At 72.0% G+C, this 21,317-nt stretch carries 17 protein-coding genes; 12 read left to right on the forward strand and 5 right to left on the reverse strand.

The genetic code is table 11. From position 1 onward, the window contains the following. Window positions 1-35: 35 nt before the first annotated feature. From MTP10_RS10960 to MTP10_RS10995, 8 genes are all read left to right on the forward strand, one after another. Window positions 36-1,010, forward strand: coding sequence for an ABC transporter permease subunit (locus tag MTP10_RS10960; RefSeq protein WP_310708963.1), 975 nt, complete (start codon window positions 36-38; stop codon window positions 1,008-1,010). A gap of 10 nt (window positions 1,011-1,020) precedes the next feature. Further along, on the forward strand, window positions 1,021-1,917 hold the full coding sequence (locus MTP10_RS10965) for a carbohydrate ABC transporter permease (RefSeq protein ID WP_310708964.1): 897 nt from the start codon (window positions 1,021-1,023) through the stop codon (window positions 1,915-1,917). Further along, entirely contained in the window at window positions 1,914-2,534 is a 621-nt protein-coding gene (locus MTP10_RS10970) for a rhamnogalacturonan acetylesterase (RefSeq protein ID WP_310708965.1), read from the forward strand. Before MTP10_RS10965 ends, MTP10_RS10970 begins: the two co-directional genes overlap by 4 nt. Continuing rightward, a complete protein-coding gene (locus tag MTP10_RS10975; protein ID WP_310708966.1) occupies window positions 2,531-5,245 on the forward strand; it encodes a Tat pathway signal sequence domain protein in 2,715 nt (904 codons plus the stop codon). Before MTP10_RS10970 ends, MTP10_RS10975 begins: the two co-directional genes overlap by 4 nt. A 168-nt stretch (window positions 5,246-5,413) precedes the next feature. After that, window positions 5,414-7,012 carry an ABC-F family ATP-binding cassette domain-containing protein gene (locus MTP10_RS10980; RefSeq protein ID WP_310708967.1) on the forward strand — a complete coding sequence of 533 codons (1,599 nt, stop codon included), beginning with the start codon at window positions 5,414-5,416 and terminating at the stop codon, window positions 7,010-7,012. A 113-nt stretch (window positions 7,013-7,125) separates the two neighbouring features. Further along, window positions 7,126-7,341, forward strand: coding sequence for a helix-turn-helix domain-containing protein (locus MTP10_RS10985; protein WP_020547488.1), 216 nt, complete (start codon window positions 7,126-7,128; stop codon window positions 7,339-7,341). Between the two features lie 123 nt (window positions 7,342-7,464). Next, a complete protein-coding gene (locus tag MTP10_RS10990; RefSeq protein WP_310708968.1) occupies window positions 7,465-8,298 on the forward strand; it encodes an enoyl-CoA hydratase/isomerase family protein in 834 nt (277 codons plus the stop codon). A gap of 82 nt (window positions 8,299-8,380) precedes the next feature. After that, complete coding sequence (locus tag MTP10_RS10995; protein WP_310708969.1) at window positions 8,381-10,267, forward strand: ABC transporter ATP-binding protein; 1,887 nt, start codon at window positions 8,381-8,383, stop codon at window positions 10,265-10,267. On the opposite strand, the gene MTP10_RS11000 is transcribed toward MTP10_RS10995, so the two are convergent. Then, window positions 10,239-11,120 carry a sulfotransferase gene (locus MTP10_RS11000; protein WP_310708970.1) on the reverse strand — a complete coding sequence of 294 codons (882 nt, stop codon included), beginning with the start codon at window positions 11,118-11,120 and terminating at the stop codon, window positions 10,239-10,241. The two genes, MTP10_RS10995 and MTP10_RS11000, sit on opposite strands and share 29 nt — an antisense overlap. Window positions 11,121-11,150: 30 nt before the next feature. Between MTP10_RS11000 and MTP10_RS11005 the strand changes: the two genes are divergently transcribed. Together MTP10_RS11005 and MTP10_RS11010 are read left to right on the forward strand one after the other, a co-directional pair. After that, entirely contained in the window at window positions 11,151-12,107 is a 957-nt protein-coding gene (locus MTP10_RS11005) for an LD-carboxypeptidase (protein WP_310708971.1), read from the forward strand. A 43-nt stretch (window positions 12,108-12,150) separates the two neighbouring features. Next, window positions 12,151-13,041 carry a hypothetical protein gene (locus MTP10_RS11010; protein ID WP_310708972.1) on the forward strand — a complete coding sequence of 297 codons (891 nt, stop codon included), beginning with the start codon at window positions 12,151-12,153 and terminating at the stop codon, window positions 13,039-13,041. A 14-nt stretch (window positions 13,042-13,055) separates the two neighbouring features. On the opposite strand, the gene MTP10_RS11015 is transcribed toward MTP10_RS11010, so the two are convergent. Then, window positions 13,056-14,846 (reverse strand): glycoside hydrolase family 15 protein, encoded by a 1,791-nt coding sequence (locus MTP10_RS11015; protein WP_310708973.1) that lies wholly within the window; start codon window positions 14,844-14,846, stop codon window positions 13,056-13,058. A 79-nt stretch (window positions 14,847-14,925) separates the two neighbouring features. After that, window positions 14,926-15,528, reverse strand: coding sequence for a hypothetical protein (locus tag MTP10_RS11020; protein WP_310708974.1), 603 nt, complete (start codon window positions 15,526-15,528; stop codon window positions 14,926-14,928). Window positions 15,529-15,591: 63 nt separating this feature from the next. Here MTP10_RS11020 and MTP10_RS11025 point away from each other — a divergent pair, with 63 nt between their 5' ends. Further along, entirely contained in the window at window positions 15,592-17,076 is a 1,485-nt protein-coding gene (locus MTP10_RS11025; protein ID WP_310708975.1) for a PLP-dependent aminotransferase family protein, read from the forward strand. A 7-nt stretch (window positions 17,077-17,083) separates the two neighbouring features. Here MTP10_RS11025 and MTP10_RS11030 read toward each other — a convergent pair whose 3' ends face one another. Beyond that, the gene (locus MTP10_RS11030) at window positions 17,084-17,704 is read right to left on the reverse strand and encodes a trimeric intracellular cation channel family protein (protein ID WP_310708976.1); all 621 of its coding nucleotides are present in this window, start codon (window positions 17,702-17,704) and stop codon (window positions 17,084-17,086) included. Window positions 17,705-17,796: 92 nt separating this feature from the next. Next, window positions 17,797-19,284: a peptide MFS transporter gene (locus MTP10_RS11035; protein WP_310708977.1), complete on the reverse strand. Its 1,488-nt coding sequence runs from the start codon at window positions 19,282-19,284 to the stop codon at window positions 17,797-17,799. 156 nt (window positions 19,285-19,440) lie between these two features. On the opposite strand from MTP10_RS11035, the gene MTP10_RS11040 reads away from it, so the two are divergent. Continuing rightward, window positions 19,441-21,273: an AMP-dependent synthetase/ligase gene (locus MTP10_RS11040; RefSeq protein WP_310708978.1), complete on the forward strand. Its 1,833-nt coding sequence runs from the start codon at window positions 19,441-19,443 to the stop codon at window positions 21,271-21,273. Window positions 21,274-21,317 lie beyond the last annotated feature (44 nt).

Genomic DNA, 21,317 nt, shown 5'->3' on the forward strand with positions numbered 1-21,317 from the left:
AACTGCCCGGGTCCCTCATCTGAAAGGAGGCCGCTGTGGCCACCGACCTGGCGCCGCCTCCCACGAGGGCGGCGAGCACACCCGGGCACCGACGCCATAGGCTGGGGTTGCGCACCGCGTTCGTGCGCTACCGCTGGCTCTACCTGATGCTCCTGCCGGGCGTCCTCTACTTCGCGCTCTTCAAGTACCTGCCGATGTACGGCGTGACGATCGCGTTCCAGGACTTCCTGCCGTTCCTCGGCTACTCGGGCAGTCCATGGGTCGGGTTCAAGCACTTCGAGGAGCTGTTCGCCGGCCCCGACTTCGGCCGGCTGATGTTCAACACGCTCCTCCTGGCGCTGCTGCACATCGTCGTCGTCTTCCCGGCGCCGATCATCGTCGCGCTGCTGCTGAACGAGCTGCGGATCAACATCCTCAAGCGCTCGGTCCAGTCGCTGATCTACATTCCGCACTTCCTGTCCTGGACGATCGTCGCCTCGCTGACGTACGTGCTGTTCGCGGCGGACTTCGGCGTCATCTCCGGATGGATCCGCGACATCGCGGGCGACACCTCGAAGATCGACTACATGGCGCAGGAGGACTGGTTCCGGCCGCTGATCATCCTGCAGCAGCTGTGGAAGCAGACCGGCTGGGGCACGATCATCTACCTGGCGGCGCTCGCCGGCGTGGACCCGCAGCTGTACGAGGCGGCGCGCATGGACGGCGCGGGACGCTTCAAGCAGCTCTGGCATGTCACCCTGCCCGCCATCCGGCCCACGGTCGTCGTCATGGCCATCCTCGCCTCCGGCAACCTGCTCGACTCGGGCTTCGAGCAGATCTGGCTGATGACCACGTCGCTGAACCGCTCGGTGGCGGACGTGTTCGACACCTACGTCTACTACACCGGCATCACCCAGGGCGCGATCAGTTACTCCACTGCCGTCGGCCTGTTCAAGGGCGTGGCCGGCGTCATCCTGATCTTCGGCTCCAACTGGCTGGCCAAGCGCCTCGGCCAGCGTGGACTCTTCTGAGGAGCCTGGCATGCAGACCAACACCAAGAAGCTCGCGGACGACTACAGCACCACGGGCAGCCGCGTGTTCGACGTGGTCAACATCGCCATGCTGGCCGGCGTGGCGATGATCACCATCCTGCCGCTGCTCTACGTCCTGGCCGGGTCGTTCGCCGGCGAGGCGGAGATCTCCTCACGGCCGTTCTTCCTGTGGCCGGAGAAGTTCGTCACGGAGTCGTACCGCTACATCTTCGCCACGGACACCTTCGTCCGCGCCCTGCTGACGACCGTCGTGGTGACGGCGGTGGGCACGGTGATCCAGCTGCTGCTGACGCTCACCATGGCCTATCCGCTGGCCAAGCGGTATTTGCCGGGCCGGGCGCTGGTGCTGAACCTGGTCATCTTCACGCTCGTCTTCTCCGGCGGCATGATCCCCACCTACCTCGTGGTGCGCGACCTGGGGCTGCTGGACAGCTACTGGGCGCTGATCCTGCCGCTGGCGATCAACCCGTTCTACCTGATCATCGTGAAGAGCTTCTTCCAGGAGCTGCCCCAGGCGCTCGAGGAGGCGGCGCGCATCGACGGCGCCAACGAGATGGGCGTCTTCTTCAAGATCGTTCTCCCGCTCTCCAAGCCGATCATCGCGACGTTCTCGCTGTTCTACGCGGTGGGCATCTGGAACGACTACATGTCGCCGCTGCTCTATATCAACGACCCGAGCAAGTGGACGCTGCAGATACTGGTGCGCCAGCTCACCAGCACCGACGCCGCCAACGCCCTGGCCCAGATGGACCGGACCTGGGTGCCGCCGGAGCAGGGGCTGAAGTTCGCGGTCGTCGTCATCGCGACGCTGCCGATCCTGTTCTTCTACCCGTTCCTGCAGAAGCACTTCGCCAAGGGCGTGCTGATCGGGGGCGTCAAGGAGTGACCCGCGCCGTGCTGCTGGCGGGCGACTCGACGGTGGCCTCGTGCCCGGCCGTCGAGGCGCCCATGTCCGGGTGGGGAGCGCAGCTCGGGGGCCACGTCGGCGGGCCGGTGCGCAACTTCGCCAAGGGCGGGGCCACCACGGCCGGCCACCGGGCCGAGGGCCTGTGGGCCGCGCTCCTGCTGGAGGCGGCTCCGGGCGACCTCGTGGTGATCCAGTTCGGGCACAACGACCAGAAGGAGCCCGAGCTGCCGTACCGCGACAACCTGCGCGCCTTCGTCGAGGAGGCGCGCAGCGCGGGCGCCCTGCCGGTGCTGTGCACGCCCGTGCAGCGCCGCCGGTTCGTGGGGGACCGGCTGGCGCCGACGCACGGCGACTACCCGGACCGGGTCCGCGCGCTCGCCGCCGAGCGGGACGTGCCGCTGATCGACCTGACGGCCGCCACCACCGAGCTGTACGAGCGCCTCGGCCCGGAGGGGTCGAAGGCGCTGTTCACCCATTTACCGCCCGGCCGGCACCCCCTTTACCCGGACGGGGTGGCCGACGACACCCACTTCTGCTTCCGCGGTGCCGACGAGGTGGCCGCCATCGTCGCCGAGCGACTGAAGGAGATCGCATGACCGTGCTGCGCTGGCTGGACCGACCCGCGGAGCAGGGGGTGACCTGGGGAGTCCCCTGGTCGCGCGGCACGGTGGAGCCGGGCGCGGCGTTCGCCCTGGCCGATCCGCAGGGCCGCGAGGTCCCGGTGCAGAGCTGGGTGACCGCGACCTGGCCGGACGGCTCGGTGAAGTGGTCGGCGCACGCCGTCGCCCCGCAGGCGGAGCCCGCCGCGACGTACCGGCTGGAGCCCGGCCGCGGCCCGGCCGCCCCCTCCTCGCCCGTCACCGTGACGCGCGGGGACGGCGTGCTGCGCGTGAGCACGGGCGTCGTGACCTGGACGATCGAGGAGTCGGGCGCCACGCTCGCGCGCTCGGTGGAGCGCGGCTCCCAGGAGATCGTCCGCGACGTCCGCCTGGTCAGCCTGCACCAGGACGGGCCCACGCCAGACGACGCCGGCACGCTCACGAGAGCCGAGGCGACCGGTCACGTCACCCGCGTCACCGTCGAGCAGGACGGCCCGGTCCGCGCGGTCGTCCGGCTGGAGGGCCACCACGTCCGCACGCCGGGAGTCACGGTGGGAGGCCCGCTGGGAGTCACGGCGGGAGGCCCGCTGGGAAGCACGGTGGGAGGAGACGGCGGCGCGCGGCTGCCGTTCAGCGTGCGGCTGTACTTCTACGCCGGGGCCGAGGACGTCCGCGTGGTCCACACGTTCGTCTGGGACGGCGACCCCGAGCGGGACTTCCTGGCCGGGCTCGGCCTGCGCGCCGATGTCGTCATGCGCGACGAGCTCCACGACCGGCACGTACGGCTGGCCGGGCCGGACGGGTTCCTCACCGAGGCCGTGCGCGGGCTGACCGGGCTGCGCCGCGACCCGGGCGAGGTCGTGCGGCGGGCGCAGGTCGAGGGCCGGCCGTGCGGCCCGATCGGCAACCCGGAGGTGGCCGGCCGCCTGCACCTCATCCCGGCCTGGAACGACTACACCCTCGACCAGACCTCCGCCGACGGCTTCACGCTGCGCAAGCGCACCGGCGAGGGCCACGCCTGGGTGACGATTCCCTCGGGCACCCGCTCGGCCGGCTACGGCTACGTGGGCGGGGTGAGCGGCGGGCTCGGGTTCGGGCTGCGCGACTTCTGGCGGCTGCACCCGACGCGGCTGGACGTGCGCGGCGCGGCCACGGACCTCGCCACGGCGACGGTGTGGCTGTGGTCGCCGTCCGCCCCGGCCATGGACCTGCGGTTCTGGCACGACGGCATGGGCCAGGACACGTACGCCGAGCAGCTCGAAGGGCTGGAGATCACCTACGAGGACCACGAGCCGGGCTTCGGCGACGCCCACGGCGTCGCCCGCACCCATGAGCTGACCCTGCGCGTCCACGAGGCCACGCCCCCGGCGGAGGCGCTGGCCGCGCACGCCGCGGCCATGAACGACCCCGCGCTGCTGACGGCCCCGCCCGCGCGGATCCGCGCGGCGGGCGTGTTCGGCGACTGGGCGCTGCCGGACCGCTCGACCCCGGCCCGCGCCGCGATCGAGGACCGGCTGGACTTCCTGTTCGACCTGTACACGCGGGAGCGGGAGCAGCGCCGCTGGTACGGCTTCTGGGACTACGGCGACGTCATGCACACCTACGACGCCGACCGGCACACCTGGCGCTACGACGTGGGCGGCTACGCCTGGGACAACTCGGAGCTGTCGCCCGACCTGTGGCTGTGGTACCAGTTCCTGCGCACCGGGCGGGCCGACGTCTTCCGCTTCGCCGAGGCGATGACCCGCCACACCGGCGAGGTCGACGTCTACCACCTGGGCCGCTGGAAGGGGCTGGGCAGCCGGCACAACGTGCAGCACTGGGGGTGCAGCTGCAAGCAGCTGCGCATCTCCAACGCCGCCTACCGGCGCTTCTTCTACTACCTGACCGCCGACGAGCGCGCCGGCGACCTGCTCGACGAGCTGTCCGAGCCGGAGGCGACGTTCGTGGCGATCGACCCGCAGCGCAAGGTGCGCGAGGACGTCTACACGCCGGACCCGTCGGCGTTGTCGGTCGGGCTCGGCACCGACTGGGGCGCGCTCGCGGCGGCCTGGCTGACCCGCTGGGAGCGGCACGGCGACGAGCGGGCGCGTGACCGGCTGCTCGGCACGATGGCCGGCATCGGGGCGCTGCCGCAGGGGTTCCTGACCGGCGAGGCCCGGCTCGACCTGGCCACGGGGCGCTTCGACGCCTCCCGCGACGCGATCATGGTCTCGCACCTGTCGTCGGTGTTCGGCCTGCCGGAGATGTGCTCCGAGCTGATCGCGCTCGACCTGGACGTGCCGGGCTTCGAGCGGGCCTGGCTGGACTACTGCCGGCTCTACCTGGCGCCCGCCGCGGAGCAGGCCGCCGAGGTGGGGGAGCCGCTGCGCGGCATCTCGCTGGTGCAGGCGCACAGCCGGCTCACCGCGTACGCGGCGGCCCGCACGGGCGACGCGGCGCAGGCGGCGCGGGCCTGGCGCAAGTTCTACCTGGACGAGGACGACCAGCTCAACCGCAACGAGCTGCAGCGCGAGCCGCACTGGCGGCTGACCCGCGTGGAGGGGCCGGGCGTGCTCGCCGCCGTCGAGGAGGCGCCGTTCGTCTCGACCAACGACGCCGCCCAGTACGGCCTGGCGGCCATCCAGAATCTCGCGCTCATCGGCGACCACCTCCCGGAGCAGGCTCCCGGCGAGAAGGAGAACCCGGAGGAGGCGTCCCGGCGGTAGGGGAGGGAGCGGCGGGACACAGGTGACGAGCAGGGCGATAACGGGAGGTGGGACTCCAGCTCAGGGGCCTACACTGATCGGTATGCACACTCCCGATTGACGGCACGGCGCACGCGGCCGCCGCACACCCCATCCCTCGTTTCCTAGCTCGGGAGTGTTCCGTCAACCATGATCATTGCCAATGACATCGAGCTGCGCGCCGGCGCGCGCCTGCTCATCGAAAGCGCCTCCTTCCGGGTCAACCCGGGCGACAAGATCGGCCTGGTGGGCCGCAACGGCGCGGGTAAGACCACGCTGACCAAGGTCCTGGCCGGAGAGGCGCTGCCCGCCTCCGGGACGGTCACCACGAGCGGCAGCGTCGGCTACCTGCCGCAGGACCCCCGCACCGGCGATCTGCAGGTGCTCGCCCGCGACCGCATCCTGTCCGCCCGCGGGCTCGACGAGGTGCTGCGCAAGCTGCGCGAGGCCGAGCTCGGCATGTCCTCCGCCGACGACAAGACCCGCGAGAAGGCGGTGCGCCGCTACGGCCGGCTGGAGGACCAGATGCACGTCCTCGGCGGCTACGCGGCCGAGGCGGAGGCCGCCTCGATCGCCTCCAGTCTCGGTCTGCCGGACCGCGTCCTCGGGCAACCGCTGGAAACGCTTTCCGGCGGACAGCGCAGGCGCGTGGAATTGGCGCGCATTCTTTTCAGCGGTGCGGAAACTCTCCTTCTTGACGAGCCGACAAACCACCTAGATGCGGACTCAATCGGGTGGCTTCGTGATTTTTTGCGTTCCCATCAGGGCGGCTTGGCGATCATCAGCCATGACGTCGGTCTTCTTGAAGCCACGGTCAACAAGGTCCTGCACCTCGACGCAAACCGCTGTGTCATCGACCACTACAACGTCGGCTGGAAGGCCTACCTGGCCCAGCGCGAGACCGACGAGAAGCGGCGCAAGCGCGAGCGGGCCAACGCCGAGAAGCAGGCCGGAGCCCTGCTCGCCCAGGCCGACAAGATGCGCGCCAAGGCCACCAAGGCCAAGGCCGCGCAGGACATGATGCGGCGCGCCCACCGGCTGCTGGCCGGCACCGAGGAGGAGCGCCAGAGCGACAAGGTGGCCCGCCTGCGCTTCCCGCAGCCGCAGCCGTGCGGGCGCACCCCGCTCACCGCCGAGGGCCTGTCCAAGTCGTACGGCTCGCTGGAGGTCTTCACCGACGTCAGCGTGGCCATCGACCGAGGTCACCGGGTCGTCATCCTCGGGCTCAACGGCGCGGGCAAGACCACGCTGCTGCGGATTCTGGGCGGCATCGAGAAGCCCGACACGGGCGAGGTCCGCCCCGGCCACGGCCTCAAGATCGGTTACTACGCCCAGGAGCACGAGACGCTCGACGGCGAGCGCACGATCCTGGAGAACATGCGCTCGGCCGGCGGCGAGTTCACCGACACCGAGCTGCGCAAGGTGCTCGGCTCCTTCCTGTTCAGCGGCGACGACTCCGACAAGCCGGCGGGCGTGCTGTCCGGCGGCGAGAAGACCCGCCTCGCGCTGGCCATGCTGGTCCTCTCCAGCGCCAATGTCCTCCTCCTCGACGAGCCAACGAACAACCTCGATCCGGTCAGCCGCGAGCAGGTTCTCAACGCTCTGAGGTCGTATTCAGGAGCAATCGTCCTCGTGACCCACGACGAGGGTGCCGTTGACGCCCTGTCACCGGATAGGGTGATCTTGCTACCGGACGGAACTGAAGACGCATGGAGCGCCGAATTTTCCGATCTTGTGGCACTTGCCTGATCTTAATTTGGGCGGGTACGGATCTTTTCCCATGGAGTAGGTAGCCGATCCCGCTGAAATGACTGATCATGGCGGAGTAACGCTGCGGAAGTCCGGCACTACAGGAGGTACTCGTGGCCGAGACACTGAAGAAGGGCACCCGGGTCACCGGGGCCGACCGTGAAAAGCTGGCCGGCGATCTCAAGAAGCGCTACGCCGCGGGTGAGAGCATCCGTGCGCTCGCCGCTTCGACCGGTCGGTCCTACGGGTTCATCCACCGCATCCTGAGCGAGTCCGGTGTGACTCTGCGCGGGCGCGGCGGGGCGACCCGAGGCAAGTCCAAGCGCTGACGGCCGCCTCGGAACGTGCGACCGCAGCCGCTCGTCCCTAGTCAGCCAGCCGCCGCGCCCGGGCCCAGAATCTCATTCTGTAAGCTCGGGCGCGACGGTTCAGTGGCGAAGAGGGAGCGGGCGATGGCGGAAGCGAAGGCGCCACAGCAGCGCGGGGGGAACGCGGACAACGTGTTCACCGAGGATCCGGCGGAGACGGGACTGCGCTTCGAGGTGGACGGTGAGATCGCGACGATCACGCTGGACCGGCCGGACAAGCGGAACGCTCAGACGTTCGCGACCTGGTCAGCGTTGGCCCGAATCGGTGATGACCTACCGGACCGGGTGCGCGTCGTCGTTGTGAGAGGTGAGGGACCGTCCTTCTCGGCAGGCATCGACCTGCGGATGTTCACACCAGAGGGGGTGCCCGGACAGGGCTCGTTCAGTTCGACGGCGCGGCTCGGGGCCGCGGCGTTCGAGCAGCGGTTGCGGCAGGCACAGCGGGGGTTCCTGTGGCTGCGCCGCCCCGAGATCGTTTCCATCGCGGCCGTGCAGGGTCACGCGATCGGCGCGGGTTTCCAGCTCGCGCTCGCCTGCGACCTGCGGATCGTGGCCGACGACGTCAAGTTCTGCATGAAGGAGCCCGCCCTGGGGCTGGTCCCCGATCTGACCGGGACCAAGCCGCTGGTCGAGCTGGTGGGCCTGGCCAAGGCGATCGACATCTGCCTGACCGCCCGGACCGTGGAGGCCGACGAGGCCCAGCGGATCGGGCTCGCCGAGCAGGTCGTCGCCCGCGACGGCCTGGACCGGGCCGTACACGACAAGATCGCCGGGCTGCTCTCGACCAACCGGGACGCGGCGGCGGCGACCAAGCGACTCCTCCAGGGAGCGCGCTCGCGCACCCTGGAGGAGCAGTGCGCGGCCGAGGGCGCCGAGCAGGCCGAACGCCTCCGCGCGCTGTTCTCCTCTCAACCTTGACCCCCGGACGGGTTTCGCGCTGAGCGGAGCCGGGAATCACCGGGCGTCCCGGCGGCGCTCATACCGGGGAGGAGGGCCCCGGATGGCGATGATGGGAGGGGGCTTCGGCCCCCAGTTGATGGCGTCGCTGCGCCGCGACGAGTCGGTCACCAAGCAGCGGCTCACGCCCGGCACCGTGCGGCGCATCGCGGGCTACGCCCGGCCGTACACCCGGCAGATCACCGCGTTCCTGCTGCTGGTGATGGCGGGCGCGGTCGTCGTGGTGGCCAACCCGCTGCTGATGAAGGCGATCATCGACGACGGCATCCTGCCCCGCCGCACCGACGTCGTGGTGGGGCTGGCGCTGGCGATCGGGGCGCTCGCGCTCCTCGACGCCGGGCTCACGCTGGCGCAGCGGTGGTTCTCGGCCCGGCTCGGCGAGGGGCTGATCTACGACCTGCGCACCGAGGTGTTCGACCACGTGCAGCGCATGCCGGTCGCCTTCTTCATGCGGGCGCAGACCGGTGCGCTCGTCTCGCGGCTCAACACCGACGTCATCGGCGCCCAGCGCGCCCTGACCAGCACCCTGTCGTCCGTCGTGTCCAACGTGATCAGCCTGGTGCTCGTGCTGGGCGCCATGCTCGTGCTGTCGTGGCAGGTGACGCTGGTCGCCCTGGTGCTGCTGCCGATCTTCGTGATCCCGGCCAAGTGGGTGGGCCGGCGCATGTCGGCGCTGACGCGCGAGCAGATGCGGCTCGACGCCGAGATGAGCTCCGTCACCACCGAGCGCTTCAACGTGGCCGGCGCGATGCTCGCCAAGCTCTACGGCCGGCCCGAGGACGACGCCGCGATGTTCGGCGGGCGCGCGGCCCGGGTGCGCGACGTCGGCGTCACGGTCGGCATGTACGGCACCGTGTTCCGGGTGGCGCTCGGCCTGGTCGCGGCCCTGGCGACCGCCCTGGTGTACGGCATCGGCGGCGTGCTGGCCATCGGCGACGTGTTCGAGCTGGGCACGCTGGTCGCCCTGGCCGCCCTGCTCATGCGCCTGTACGGCCCGCTGACGTCGCTGTCGAACGTGCACGTGGACGTGATGACGGCGCTGGTCAGCTTCGACCGGGTCTTCGAGATCCTCGACCTGAAGCCCATGGTGGCCGAGCGGCCCGACGCCCGGCCGGTGCCCGACGGGCCGGTGACGATCGAGTTCGACGACGTCCACTTCCGTTACCCGGCGGCCGAGGAGGTGTCGCTGGCCTCGCTGGAGTCGGTGGCCCGGCAGGACACCGCCCCCTCGCACCCCGTGCTCAAGGGCGTGTCGTTCACCGGCAGGCCGGGCCGGCTCGTGGCGCTGGTCGGCCCGTCCGGAGCGGGCAAGACCACGATCACCTCCCTGGTGTCCCGGCTCTACGACGTGAGCGAGGGCGCGGTCCGGCTCAACGGGCTCGACGTGCGCGAGGCCACGCTCGCCTCGCTGCGCGACACCGTCGGCGTGGTGGCCCAGGACCCCCACCTGTTCCACGACACGATCGGCGCCAACCTGCGGTACGCCCGGCCCGGCGCGAGCGACGAGGAGCTGTGGGAGGCGCTGCGCGCCGCGCAGATCGGCGAGCTGGTGGAGGGCCTGCCCGACGGGCTCGACACGGTCGTCGGCGACCGCGGCCACCGGCTGTCGGGCGGCGAGAAGCAGCGGCTGGCGCTGGCGCGGCTGCTGCTGAAGGCGCCGCGCGTCGTCGTCCTCGACGAGGCCACGGCGCACCTCGACTCGGAGTCGGAGGCGGCCGTGCAGCAGGCGCTGAAGACCGCCCTGGCGGGCCGCACCTCGCTGGTCATCGCCCACCGGCTGTCCACGATCCGCGAGGCCGACGAGATCCTCGTGGTCCAGGACGGGCGGATCGCCGAGCGGGGCACCCACGACGAGCTGCTGGCACGCCGCGGCCTCTACGCGGAGCTGCACCGCACGCAGTTCAACTCGTCAGGTAGCCCAGCGTCGTGAGCTCCTGCCGGGCGACCTTCTCCACCAGCGCGAGGTCGTCGGGCCGCAGCCGGGAGCGGCGGGAGCCCGGCTCCGAGGGGCCGCCGTACAGGGCGACCTTGGAGACGCGCGTGCCGAGGAAGTCCGCGACCGAGGCCGCCGCCTGGGCGGGCCTGAGCGCCAGGTCCTCGTAGCGCAGCGTCAGGAGCTGGTCCTCGGGCAGGTCGCGGCGGAGCGTGGCGCTGAGGCGCACGGCGCTGCGCCAGCGCAGGGCGCTCTTGCCGGCGACCGGCATGCCCTTCCACTTGTCGAGGTGCTCGTCGCGGTTGACGCCGAGGAACGCGTTGGGGAACTCGGTTCCCTCCGACAGCATCGCCGGCTTGAACCAGGCCAGGCACGCCGGGTCGGCCAGCATGTCGGCCACCACGTCACGGCCGTCGCGGACGATCTGCACGAACCGGGCGTCGGGGAAGGCCCGCAGCAGTGTGGCCGCGCTGTAGATCAGGTCGGGGCTCGCGTCGCCGAAGCGGGTGACGTCCCCCGTCGAGACGCAGGGACCGGCGCCGGTGACGCCGCCCGCGTCGCGGCACGCCTCGCCGCACTGGCGGCACGAGCCGGGCAGCACCTGCCACGACTCGGCGAGCGCGTCACGCAGCACCCGCACGGCGCCGGAGCTCTCGCCGAGGGACGGCTTGCGGGCGAAGGCGTACAGGACATGGGCCACGCCGGTCCGGCCCATGGTCACGTGGAATCCCGGTGACCGTTTCAGGGCGCGGCCGAGCAGGTCCGTGCCGGAATGCGGCGCTCCGAGCAGGAAGACCGGCCGGCGGACCTTGATGCCGTTGACCACGAGGATGTGGGGCGGAAGTCGCATACGAGATGCAAGTGTGACACCGTTTTCCCCGTGAACGAGCCAGGGAACGAGCCAGGGAACGGGCCGTCGCGGCCTGACGGACAGATCACCCCGATCCGGCCCGGGGACACCGTCGCCGTCGTGGCGCCGTCGGGGCCGCCGGACGCCGCGCTGCTGAAGCGCGGAGTCGAGCGGCTGGAGGGGCTGGGGCTGAAGGTCGTGGCCGGCGGGCGGGTCCTCGACCGGCAGGAGCTGCCGTACCTGGCCGGCTCGGACGCGGACCGCGCCGCCGACCTGCAGGCCGCCTGGTGCGATCCGGCCGTCACGGCGGTGTTCTGCGCCAGGGGCGGGTACGGGGCGGCGCGGCTGCTCGGCCTGATCGACTGGGACGCGATGCGGGCGGCCGGCCCGAAGACGCTGGTCGGCTCCAGCGACATCACCGCGCTGCACCACGTGTTCGCGGCCGAGCTGGGCGTGCCGACCCTGCACGGCCCGATGCCGGCCTGCGACACGATCGCCGGCGGTGACGCCCCCGAGCCGGTGTCGTGGGAGCACCTGCGGGCGGCCCTGACCGGGCAGGCGCCCCCGGTCACCGGCGACCGGGCGCTGGCCCCGGGCCGGGCCGAGGGCGTGCTGGCCGGGGGCAACCTGTCGCTGCTGGCCTCGATGTGCGGCACCCGCCACCACCCGTCGTTCGACGGGAAGATCGTCCTTCTGGAGGACATCGGCGAGGAGCCGTACCGGATCGACCGGATGCTCACCCAGCTCCTTCAGGCGGGCGCCTTCGACGGCGTCCGGGGCCTCGTGCTCGGCTCGTGGGTGGACTGCGGCGACCCCGCTCCGGTGCTGCGTGACCGGCTGCTGCCGCTCGGGGTGCCGGTCCTGGCGGGCCTGCCGGTTGGACACGGATCACCACAGCTGAGTGTGTGGCTTGGAGCCCCGGCCGTTATCGATACCGAATCGTGCTCGCTGGCTGGGCCGCTCCGCAGTGGGGAGCAGGCAAGGTAGGAGATACATATCGGGATGAAACGGACATGATGGGACACGGCACGTGACGTTCTTCAAACGTGGCCGGAAACCCCCGCGCAGGGCGGTCGAGGACGTCGACCTCGACTCCCTGCTCGCACTCGTCGCCGAGACTCTCGGCTTCACCTGCGTCTTCGCCGCCGACGGCGGCTCGCTCACCCTCGGTCTCCCGGCTCCCCGCCGGCCGCGCGAAGGCGAGATCCTCGTCCGGCTGGCCGGGCTGCGCCGCGAGGCGGGCCGCCGCCCGCGCGAGGACTGGCCGACCCTCGTCTCCGAGCACCTGGCACGAGCCGTCGGCGCCGCGGGGGACCGGGTGGACGTGTGCGACTTCGAACAGGCGGCGCCGCTGCTGCGCACCCGCGTCGAAGCGGTGGACGAGGTGCCCGACCCGGCCCGCGTGGTCGGCCGGCACCTCAACGGCGACCTGGTGGAGCTGCTCACCGTCGGGGACCGCCCGGTGCTGCCCGAGGAGGCCGGCTGCTGGCCCCTGCCCACGGCCGAGGCCCTGGAGCTGGCCGTCGCCAACGTCCGGCGCGGCGAGAGGCTGACGGTGGAGGCCGTCGAGCTGTCCGGCACGGCCGTCGTCCGGCTGACCGGGCCCACGCCGTCGGCGGCCACGCACCTGCGCTGGCTCGGCGACTACCTTCCGGTGCCCGCCCACGGCGCGCTCGCCGTGCTGCCCGACCCGTACACGCTGCTCGTCCATCCGGTGAACGGGATCGGCGTGGTGCGCGCCATCGAGCGGCTGCGCGTCCACGCCGCCCGCACCGGCGGGCTCAGCCCGCAGGTCTACTGGTGGCACGGCGGGCGGTTGACGCTCATCCGGGCCGACATCGAGCTGCGGGGCGGCCAGACGAGACTGGTCGTCGCCCCGCCGCCCGACTTCGCCCGCGTCCTGGCCCGCCTCGCCGCCTGAGCGGGGCGCCCGGCTCAGGTGTCGCGGCCCAGCTTGGGGGTGCGGTCGCTCTCCGACAGCGCGCGGGCCGCGTGGATCAGCGGCACGTGGCTGAACGCCTGCGGGAAGTTGCCCACCAGGCGGCCGTAGCGGGGGTCGTACTCCTCCGCCAGCAGCCCCACGTCGTTGCGCAGCGCCAGCAGCCGCTCGAACAGCTCCTTCGCCTCGTCCCTGCGCCCCTGCAACGCCATCACCTCGACCAGCCAGAAGCTGCACGCCAGGAACGCGCCCTCGCCGCCGGGCAGGCCGTCCACCGCGTTGTCCTCGGCCACGGGGTAGCGCAGCACGAAGCCGTCGGCCATGAGCTCCTTCTCGATGGCTGCCACGGTGCCCACCATGCGCGGGTCGTCCGCCGGCAGGAAGCCGACCATGGGCATCAGCAGCAGCGACGCGTCCAGCTCGCTGGAGCCGTAGGACTGCGTGAAGGTGTTGCGCCTGGCGTCGAAGGCGTGCTCGCACACCTCGGCGTGGATGCGGTCCCGGATGCTCCGCCACTTGTCGGCGGGGCCGAGCCGGCCGTACCGCTCGACGTACTTGACCGCCCGGTCCAGGGCCACCCAGCACATGACCTTGGAGTGGGTGAAGTGCCGGCGGGGGCCGCGCACCTCCCACAGGCCCTCGTCGGGCTCGTCCCAGTGCTCCTCGACGTAGTCCAGGAGCTGCCGCTGGATGGACCAGGCCCGCTGGTCGGCCGTGAGCCCGGAGGCGCCGGCCAGGTAGAGGGCGTTCATCACCTCGCCGTACACGTCGAGCTGGAGCTGGTTGACGGCGTCGTTGCCGATGCGGACGGGCCGGGAGCCCTCGTAGCCGTCGAGCCAGTCGAGCTGCATCTCCGGCAGCCGCCGCTCGCCCGCCACGCCGTACATGATCTGGAGGTCCTGCGGCCGGCCGGCGATCGCGCGCAGCAGCCAGGCCCGCCACTCGGCGGCCTCGCCGAGGTAGCCGTTGTTGATGAGCGCCTCCAGCGTCATCGTGGCGTCGCGCAGCCAGCAGAAGCGGTAGTCCCAGTTGCGCACCCCGCCGAGGTCCTCCGGCAGGGACGTCGTGGGGGAGGCGACGATGCCGCCGGTGGGGGCGTACGTGAGTGCCTTGAGGGTGATGAGGGAGCGCACCACGGCCTCGCGCCAGGGGCCCTGGTGGGTGCAGGTCTCCACCCACTCCTTCCACAGGGCCTCGGTCTCGGCGAGCTGGGCCTCGGCGTGGATCTGCTCGGGCATCGGCTCGTGCGACGGATGCCAGGTGAACACGAACGGCAGCCGCTGGCCCGCCTTGACGTGGAAGGTGGCGCGGTGGGCGTAGTCGCCGCCCTTGAGGGGGACGGGGGAGTGCAGCCAGGCGGAGTCGGGCCCGCCGACGGCCTGGAGGTGCCCGTCGGTACGGCGCACCCACGGGACGATCCGGCCGTAGTCGAAGCGCACCCGCAACTGCGTGGCCACCTCCACCGTGCCGGAGACGCCCTCCACGATCCGCACCACGTCGGGGTTGCGGTCACGGGGCGGCATGAAGTCGATGACCCGGACGGTGCCCGTGGGGGTGTCCCACTCGCTCTCCAGGATCAGCGTGTCGGGGCGGTAGCGGCGGCGGGTGGCGGGCTGCCTGCCGGGCGGGCCGATCCACCAGTGGCCGTTGCGGTCGCCGCCGAGCAGCGCCGCGAAACAGGCCGGGGAGTCGAATCTGGGCAGGCAGAGCCAGTCGATCGAGCCGTCCCTGCCCACCAGGGCGGCCGACTGCATGTCTCCGATCAGCGCGTAGTCCTCGATCCGCATGCCTTGACGCTACTCGGCCGGAGGGTGATCACGCGGCCGGGTCCGATCACGTCGCGTCGTGACGGGCCCTGCCGCGCGATCACGTCAGGGGGAAGCGGCGGGCGAACAGCTGGGTCAGCGGCCCGATCGCGAGCGCGAACACCAGCGTGCCGATGCCGACGGTGCCGCCGAGCAGCCAGCCCACGGCCAGCACGGCGATCTCGATGAGGAAGCGGCCGAGCCGCAGGGACACCCCCAGCCGCGCCAGGCCGGTCATGAGCCCGTCACGCGGTCCGGGACCCATGCCGGCGCCGATGTAGAGCACGGTGGCCAGTGCGATCGACACGATGGCGAGGCCCAGGTAGAGCCAGCTCAACGCCCAGTGGCCGGAGGCGGGCAGCACGAAGAGCGCGGCGTCGGCGAACAGACCGAGGAGGATCACGTTGCTGACGGTGCCGAGACCGGGCCGCTGCCGCAGCGGGATCCACAGCAGCATCACCAGCGCGCCGACCCCGATGATCACGGTGCCGATCGACACCCCCAGGCGGCCGGCCAGGCCCTGGTGGAAGGCGTCCCACGGGTCGTTGCCCAGCCCCGAGCGGACCTGGAGGCCGACGCCGAGGCCGTACAGGGCCAGGCCGCCGTAGAGCCGGACGAGACGGGAGGGGAGGGAGCCCAGGTGCGGGACGGTCGCTTCGCTCATAGTGGACCCAGAGTGGCAGGCCACCCCCTTGCCAAAACAGGGCCAATCATCAAAAGTGGCCTGATGAGATATGTGGGAGCGGCGCAGGTGGCCCGGCTCGCCGACGTGCCGCCGGAGGCCCGCCCGTACTACCGGGCGCTCGCCGACGCCGTGCGCGCGCTCATCCTCGACGGGCGCATCCCCGTCCGCGTGCGCATGCCCGCCGAGCGGCACCTCGCCGCCACCCTGGGCGTCAGCCGCACCACCGTGACGGCCGCCTACGACCTGCTGCGCGAACGAGGCTACCTCGACAGCAGGCAGGGCTCCGGAAGCTGGACCGCCCTGCCCGACCCCGCCTCCACCGACGACAACCCGTGGCTGTCCACCGGCCGCGACGGGCTCATCCAGCTCCACGCCGCCGCCCCGCCCGCGCCGTCCGCGCTGCGCGAGGCGATGGCCGAGGCCGTCGAGGACCTGCCCCGGTACGGCATGGGCCACGGCTACGACCCCATGGGCCTGGCCGTGCTGCGCGAGCGCGTCGCCGCCCGCTACACCGCGCGCGGGCTGGCCACCCGGCCCGAGCAGATCCTCGTCACCACCGGCTCCCAGCACGCCCTCCACCTCGCCATGAGCCTGCTGGCCGGGCCCGGCGACCCCGTGCTCGTCGAGTCGCCCACCTACCCGCACGCCATCGACGCGGCCCGCCGGTGCGGCGCCCGGATCGTCCCGGTCGGCATCTCCCACGAGGGCTGGCAGGCCGACCTGGTCGCCTGCGCGCTGCGCCAGTCGGCGGCCCGGGTGGCGTACCTCATGCCCGACTTCCAGAACCCCACCGGCGCGCTCATGGACGACGCCACCCGCGCCGCCGTCGCCGGCGCGGCCCGGCGCACCGACACCACGATCCTCATCGACGAGACCTGGGCCGAGCTGGACCTGTCCGAGCCCGACCCGTCCGAGCCCGACCCGTCCGAGCCCGCCCCTCACACGGCTGTCAGGAGCGGGACCGTCGCGCCCATGGGCGCCTTCGACTCCGACAACCGGATGATCAGCATCGGCTCCGCCTCGAAGCTGTGGTGGGGCGGGCTGCGCATCGGCTGGCTGCGCGCCAGCGCCGCGCTGATCCGCCGGCTGGCCGTGCACCGGGCCGCCGTCGACATCGCCAGCCCGGTGCTGGAGCAGCTCGTGGTGGCCCGCCTGTTCGACCGGCTGGAGGAGACCAGGGCCGAGCGCCTGCGCGGGCTGCGCGCCTCCCGCGCCACGCTTGTGGCCGCGCTGCGGGAGCGACTGCCCGCCTGGGAGTTCACGGTGCCGCGCGGCGGCGGCACGCTGTGGGTACGGCTCGACTCCGGCTCGGCCGTCACCCTGGCCGAGGCCGCCGCCACGCGCGGGGTGCGGCTGGCGCCCGGGCCGTGGTTCGGCGTCGACGGGACGCTGGAGGGGTACCTGCGCCTGCCGTACACGCTGCCGCCGGCGGTGCTGGAGGAGGCCGTGGAGCGCATCGTGGCCGCCCGCGACCACGGCCCCGCAGGAGGGGACAGGCCCGCCGACTCGCTGGTCCCGATGGTCTGACCGGCTCTCACTCGGAGCGTGTGACTCCCCGGGTCAGCGGAGCGCGCCACTTGTAGCGCATCGCGACCACGCGCAGCCCGAAGGCCACCAGCGCCGAGGCCAGCGTGGCCGGCCAGCCGTGCAGCCCCAGGGTGGACAGCTCCGCCATCATGGCCGAGCCGAGCAGCGCGGGCACCGCGTAGAGCTGGCGGTCGTACAGCAGCGCAGGGATCTCGCGTGCCAGCACATCGCGCAGCACGCCGCCGCCGACGGCCGTGGTGACGCCGAGCAGGGTGGCGTGCAGCGGGCTCAACCCGTAGTCCAGCGCCTTGACCGTGCCGACCGCGCAGAACAGCCCGAGTCCGGCCGCGTCGAACACCAGGATCGCCGGCATCAGCCGCGCCACGTGCGGGTGCCAGAAGAACACGATCACCGTGGCCGCCAGTGGCACCAGCACGTACCCCACGCTCTGGAACGCGATCGGCCGCACGTTCAGGATGAGGTCGCGCACCACGCCCCCGCCCAGCGCCGTCATCTCGGCGAGCACCGCCATCCCCACGACGTCGAGCCGCTTGCGCACGCCCATGAGCGCGCCGGACAGCGCGAAGACGAAGATTCCCACCAGGTCGAGCAGTTCGGGCACGGTCACATGTCTATCGGATCGGCCGTCCCGCGGGCGCGTGCGGGGCCGCCCGGACGGGCTCAGCGGGCGGACTCAGCGGGCGGGACGGGCGGGCGGAGTCAGCGGATCGGCGGCGTCGCGGGCTCGTGGTGCTCGGACATCAGGTGGCGCAGCCTGCGGGTGAACATCAGCAGGGCCAGCCCCGCCACGATCGCCATCAGCGCCAGCAACGTGTAGTACATCGGCTCGGACACGACGCCGCTCAGCCGCCCGGTCTGCCCGCCGACCGCGTCGCCCACCGAGACCGCGATGAACCACAGCCCCAGCATCTGCCCCTTGAACGCCCGGGGAGCCAGCTTGGTGGTGACCGACAGCCCGACGGGGCTCAGCGACAGCTCGCCGAACACCTGGATGAGGTAGACCAGCACCAGCCACCACACCGACACCCGGCCGCCCTGGGCGAGCGTGGCCGCCACCGCCATCACCAGGAAGCTCAGCCCCACCATGACCAGCGCGAAGGAGAACTTCTGCGGCGTGCTCACCCGCGTGCCCAGCTTCACCCACAGCGCCGCGAACACCGGCACGAAGATCATGATGAACAGCGGGTTGAAGGACTGGGTGGTGGCCGCGTTGATGTGGATCCCGAACAGCGTCAGGTCCGTGTCGTTCTCGGCGAAGAACAGCAGCTTGCTCGGCGCCAGGTCGTACAGCATCCAGAAGATCGCCGCGGCGGCGAACAGCCACACGTACGCCTTCACCCGGGAGCGCTCGTCCTCGGTCAGGTCGTGGCTGCCCAGCAGGATGTAGCCGAAGTAGACGACCGGCACCGCCAGGATGATCACGGTCACGACGACCGTGAACCGGTCGATGGTGAACGTGCCCGTCGCCACCCAGATCGCCATGGCCGCCACGACGCCGAGCGTGCCCAGCCCCACGTGCCGCAGCACCTGCCGGCGGTGCTCCGGCGGCAGCGGCATGCCGGGCCGGTCGCCGACGCCGCGCAGGTTTCCGCGGCCGAGGACGTACTGGGCCAGGCCGAGGGCCATGCCGACGGCCGCGGCGCTGAATCCCAGGTGCCAGCGGTCGCCGTCGGCCAGCCAGCCCACCACGATCGGCGCGAAGAACGCGCCCAGGTTGATCCCCAGGTAGAACAGCGAGAACCCGGCGTCGCGGCGGCCGTCGTCCTCGTCCGGGTAGAGCTTGCCCACCATGACGGAGATGTTCGGCTTGAGCAGGCCGGTCCCGGCGATGATCAGCCCCAGCCCCAGCCACACGAAGACCGGCGACGTCACCGGCACGGCCATGCTGATGTGGCCGCACATGATGACGAACCCGCCCCAGAACACCGAGCGCCGCGGGCCGAGGATGCGGTCGGCGATCCAGCCGCCGGGCAGCGCCACCAGGTAGATGAGCGCGCCGTACACGCCGACGACGGCCGTCGCGGTCTGCTCGCTCATGCCCAGGCCGTGCTGGGCGGGGGACGCGGCCATGAAGGTGGCCAGGATGGCGCGCAGGCCGTACCAGCTGAACCGCTCCCACATCTCCGTGCCGAAGAGCGTGGCCAGCCCCCACGGATGGCCGAAAAAGGTGCGTTCGTGCGTTTTCATGCGCGCCCCCGGGCATTCTTCCGCAGTCGATTCATCACTCTACGTGATAGCGGACTCCGTCACCGGTGAGGCCTTGCCGCTACCCCGGTCGTGTGGTGCGATGCATGCCACGCGGACAAGTGAGCGGACAAGTGAACAGCTGCGGAGGCGGTTGCCATGGCCGATGTCCTCGACGTGCGGGCGGAGATCGACGAGCTGATCGCCGGCCGTACCATCTGCGACCAGCTCAGGACGGCGGCCGAGCGGCATCCCGGCGCTCCCGCCTATTCGGATCCGGCCGGAGGCGGCTGGGTCACGCTCACCTACGCCGAGGCGCGGCTGCGGGTGCTGGAGATCGCCGCCGGGTTCGCCGCGCTCGGCCTGCGGCCCGGTGAGACGGTCGCGCTCATGATGGTCAACCGCAGCGAGCACGTGCTGGCCGACCTGGGCGCCGTCCACGCGGGCGGCGTCGGGTGCACGATCTACTCCACGTTCGCGCCCGGCCAGATCGCGTTCGCCGCCGCCGACGCCGGCGCGGCCTACGCCGTGCTGGGCGGCCCCGACGACCTCGCGCGCTGGCAGCCCGTGCTCGACGAGCTGCCCGGCCTGCGGAAGGTCATCCTGCTGGAGGGGGCGCCGGCCGGCGACCGGTTCATGGCGTGGGACGACCTGCTCGCGCTCGGCCGCTCCGCGCTGGCCGCCGATCCGGAGGCCGCCGAGGCCCGCCTGCGCGCCGTCACCGCCGAGGACGTGGTGACCGTCCTCTACACCTCGGGCACCACCGGCACGCCCAAGGGCGTGCCGCTCACCCACCGCAACGTGCTGTACGAGGTCGCGGCCACCGACCGCATGGCCCGGCTGCCGGAGCGCGGCACCCAGGTCTCCTACCTGACGTACGCGCACATCGCCGAGCGGGTCCTCAGCCTCTACCTGCCGCTGGTGAAGGCGTCGCACGTGCACTTCTGCACCGACCTGGCCCAGCTCGGCGCCACGCTCGGGCAGGTGCGGCCGATGCTGTTCTTCGGCGTGCCCCGCGTGTGGGAGAAGATGATGGCCCGCCTGCTCGCCGTGCTCTCCGCCCAGCCCGAGGAGCGCCAGGAGGCGGTGCGGCGGGCCATGGCGGCGGGCCTCGCCTACGTCGAGGCGGGGCAGCACGGCCACACCGTCACCCCGGAGGTCCGCGCCGCCTACGAGCGCGCCGACGCGGAGCTGCTGGCCGGAGTGCGCGCGCTCATCGGGTTCGACCGCGCGGAGTGGACCGCCACCGGCGCCGCGCCGCTGCCCGCCGAGGTGCAGCGCTTCTACGCCGGTCTCGGCCTCAAGGTCATCGACGTGTACGGCATGACGGAGACGACCGGCGCGTTCACCGGCAACGGCCCCGGCTGCTACCGGCTCGGCACCGTCGGCCGGGCCGAGCCCGGCGTCGAGGTGCGCATCGCCGAGGACGGCGAGATCCTCACCCGCAGCCCCCTCAACACCCGCGGCTACCTCAACCGGCCCGACGGCACCGCCGCGCTCGTCGACGCCGGCGGCTGGCTGCACACCGGCGACATCGGCACGGTCGACGACGACGGCTTCTACCGGGTCGTGGACCGCAAGAAGGAGCTCATCATCACCTCCGGCGGCGAGAACATCTCGCCCGCCGCGATCGAGAACCACCTCAAGGAGCACCCCCTCGTCGGCCAGGCCCTGGCCTACGGCGACAATCGCCCCTACCCGGTCGCCCTCCTCACCCTCGACGCGGACATGGCGCCCGGCTGGGCCCGGGCCCGCGGCATCGAGGGCACCCTCGCCGAGCTGGCCGCCCACCCCGACGTGCTCAAGGAGGTCGAGACCGCCGTCGCCGCCGCCAACCAGCGGCTCGCCCGGGTCCAGCAGGTCAAGCGGTGGGCGCTGCTCGGCGCCGAATGGACGGCCGAGACCGAGGAGCTGACGCCCAGCCTGAAGCTGAAGCGGCGGGTCATCCACGCCAAGTACGCGGACCTGATCGAGGAGCTGTACTCCGGCTGACGAGTCTTTGCCCTCCGGGGCGTGTGTCGTGGTCACTGCCATGA

Origin of the sequence: Nonomuraea sp. 3-1Str (assembly GCF_031570565.1) — a bacterium.
Taxonomy (GTDB): Bacteria; Actinomycetota; Actinomycetes; order Streptosporangiales; family Streptosporangiaceae; genus Nonomuraea.

Coding starts and splice junctions, on each gene's coding strand:
- MTP10_RS11015 (WP_310708973.1), bottom strand. CDS start 14,846: ATGCGGATCGAGGACTACGCGCTGATCGGAGACATGCAGTCGGCCGCC.
- MTP10_RS11040 (WP_310708978.1), top strand. CDS start 19,441: ATGGCCGATGTCCTCGACGTGCGGGCGGAGATCGACGAGCTGATCGCC.
- MTP10_RS10975 (WP_310708966.1), top strand. CDS start 2,531: ATGACCGTGCTGCGCTGGCTGGACCGACCCGCGGAGCAGGGGGTGACC.
- MTP10_RS10990 (WP_310708968.1), top strand. CDS start 7,465: ATGGCGGAAGCGAAGGCGCCACAGCAGCGCGGGGGGAACGCGGACAAC.
- MTP10_RS11035 (WP_310708977.1), bottom strand. CDS start 19,284: ATGAAAACGCACGAACGCACCTTTTTCGGCCATCCGTGGGGGCTGGCC.
- MTP10_RS10995 (WP_310708969.1), top strand. CDS start 8,381: ATGGCGATGATGGGAGGGGGCTTCGGCCCCCAGTTGATGGCGTCGCTG.
- MTP10_RS10965 (WP_310708964.1), top strand. CDS start 1,021: ATGCAGACCAACACCAAGAAGCTCGCGGACGACTACAGCACCACGGGC.
- MTP10_RS11000 (WP_310708970.1), bottom strand. CDS start 11,120: ATGCGACTTCCGCCCCACATCCTCGTGGTCAACGGCATCAAGGTCCGC.
- MTP10_RS10980 (WP_310708967.1), top strand. CDS start 5,414: ATGATCATTGCCAATGACATCGAGCTGCGCGCCGGCGCGCGCCTGCTC.
- MTP10_RS11020 (WP_310708974.1), bottom strand. CDS start 15,528: ATGAGCGAAGCGACCGTCCCGCACCTGGGCTCCCTCCCCTCCCGTCTC.
- MTP10_RS11025 (WP_310708975.1), top strand. CDS start 15,592: ATGAGATATGTGGGAGCGGCGCAGGTGGCCCGGCTCGCCGACGTGCCG.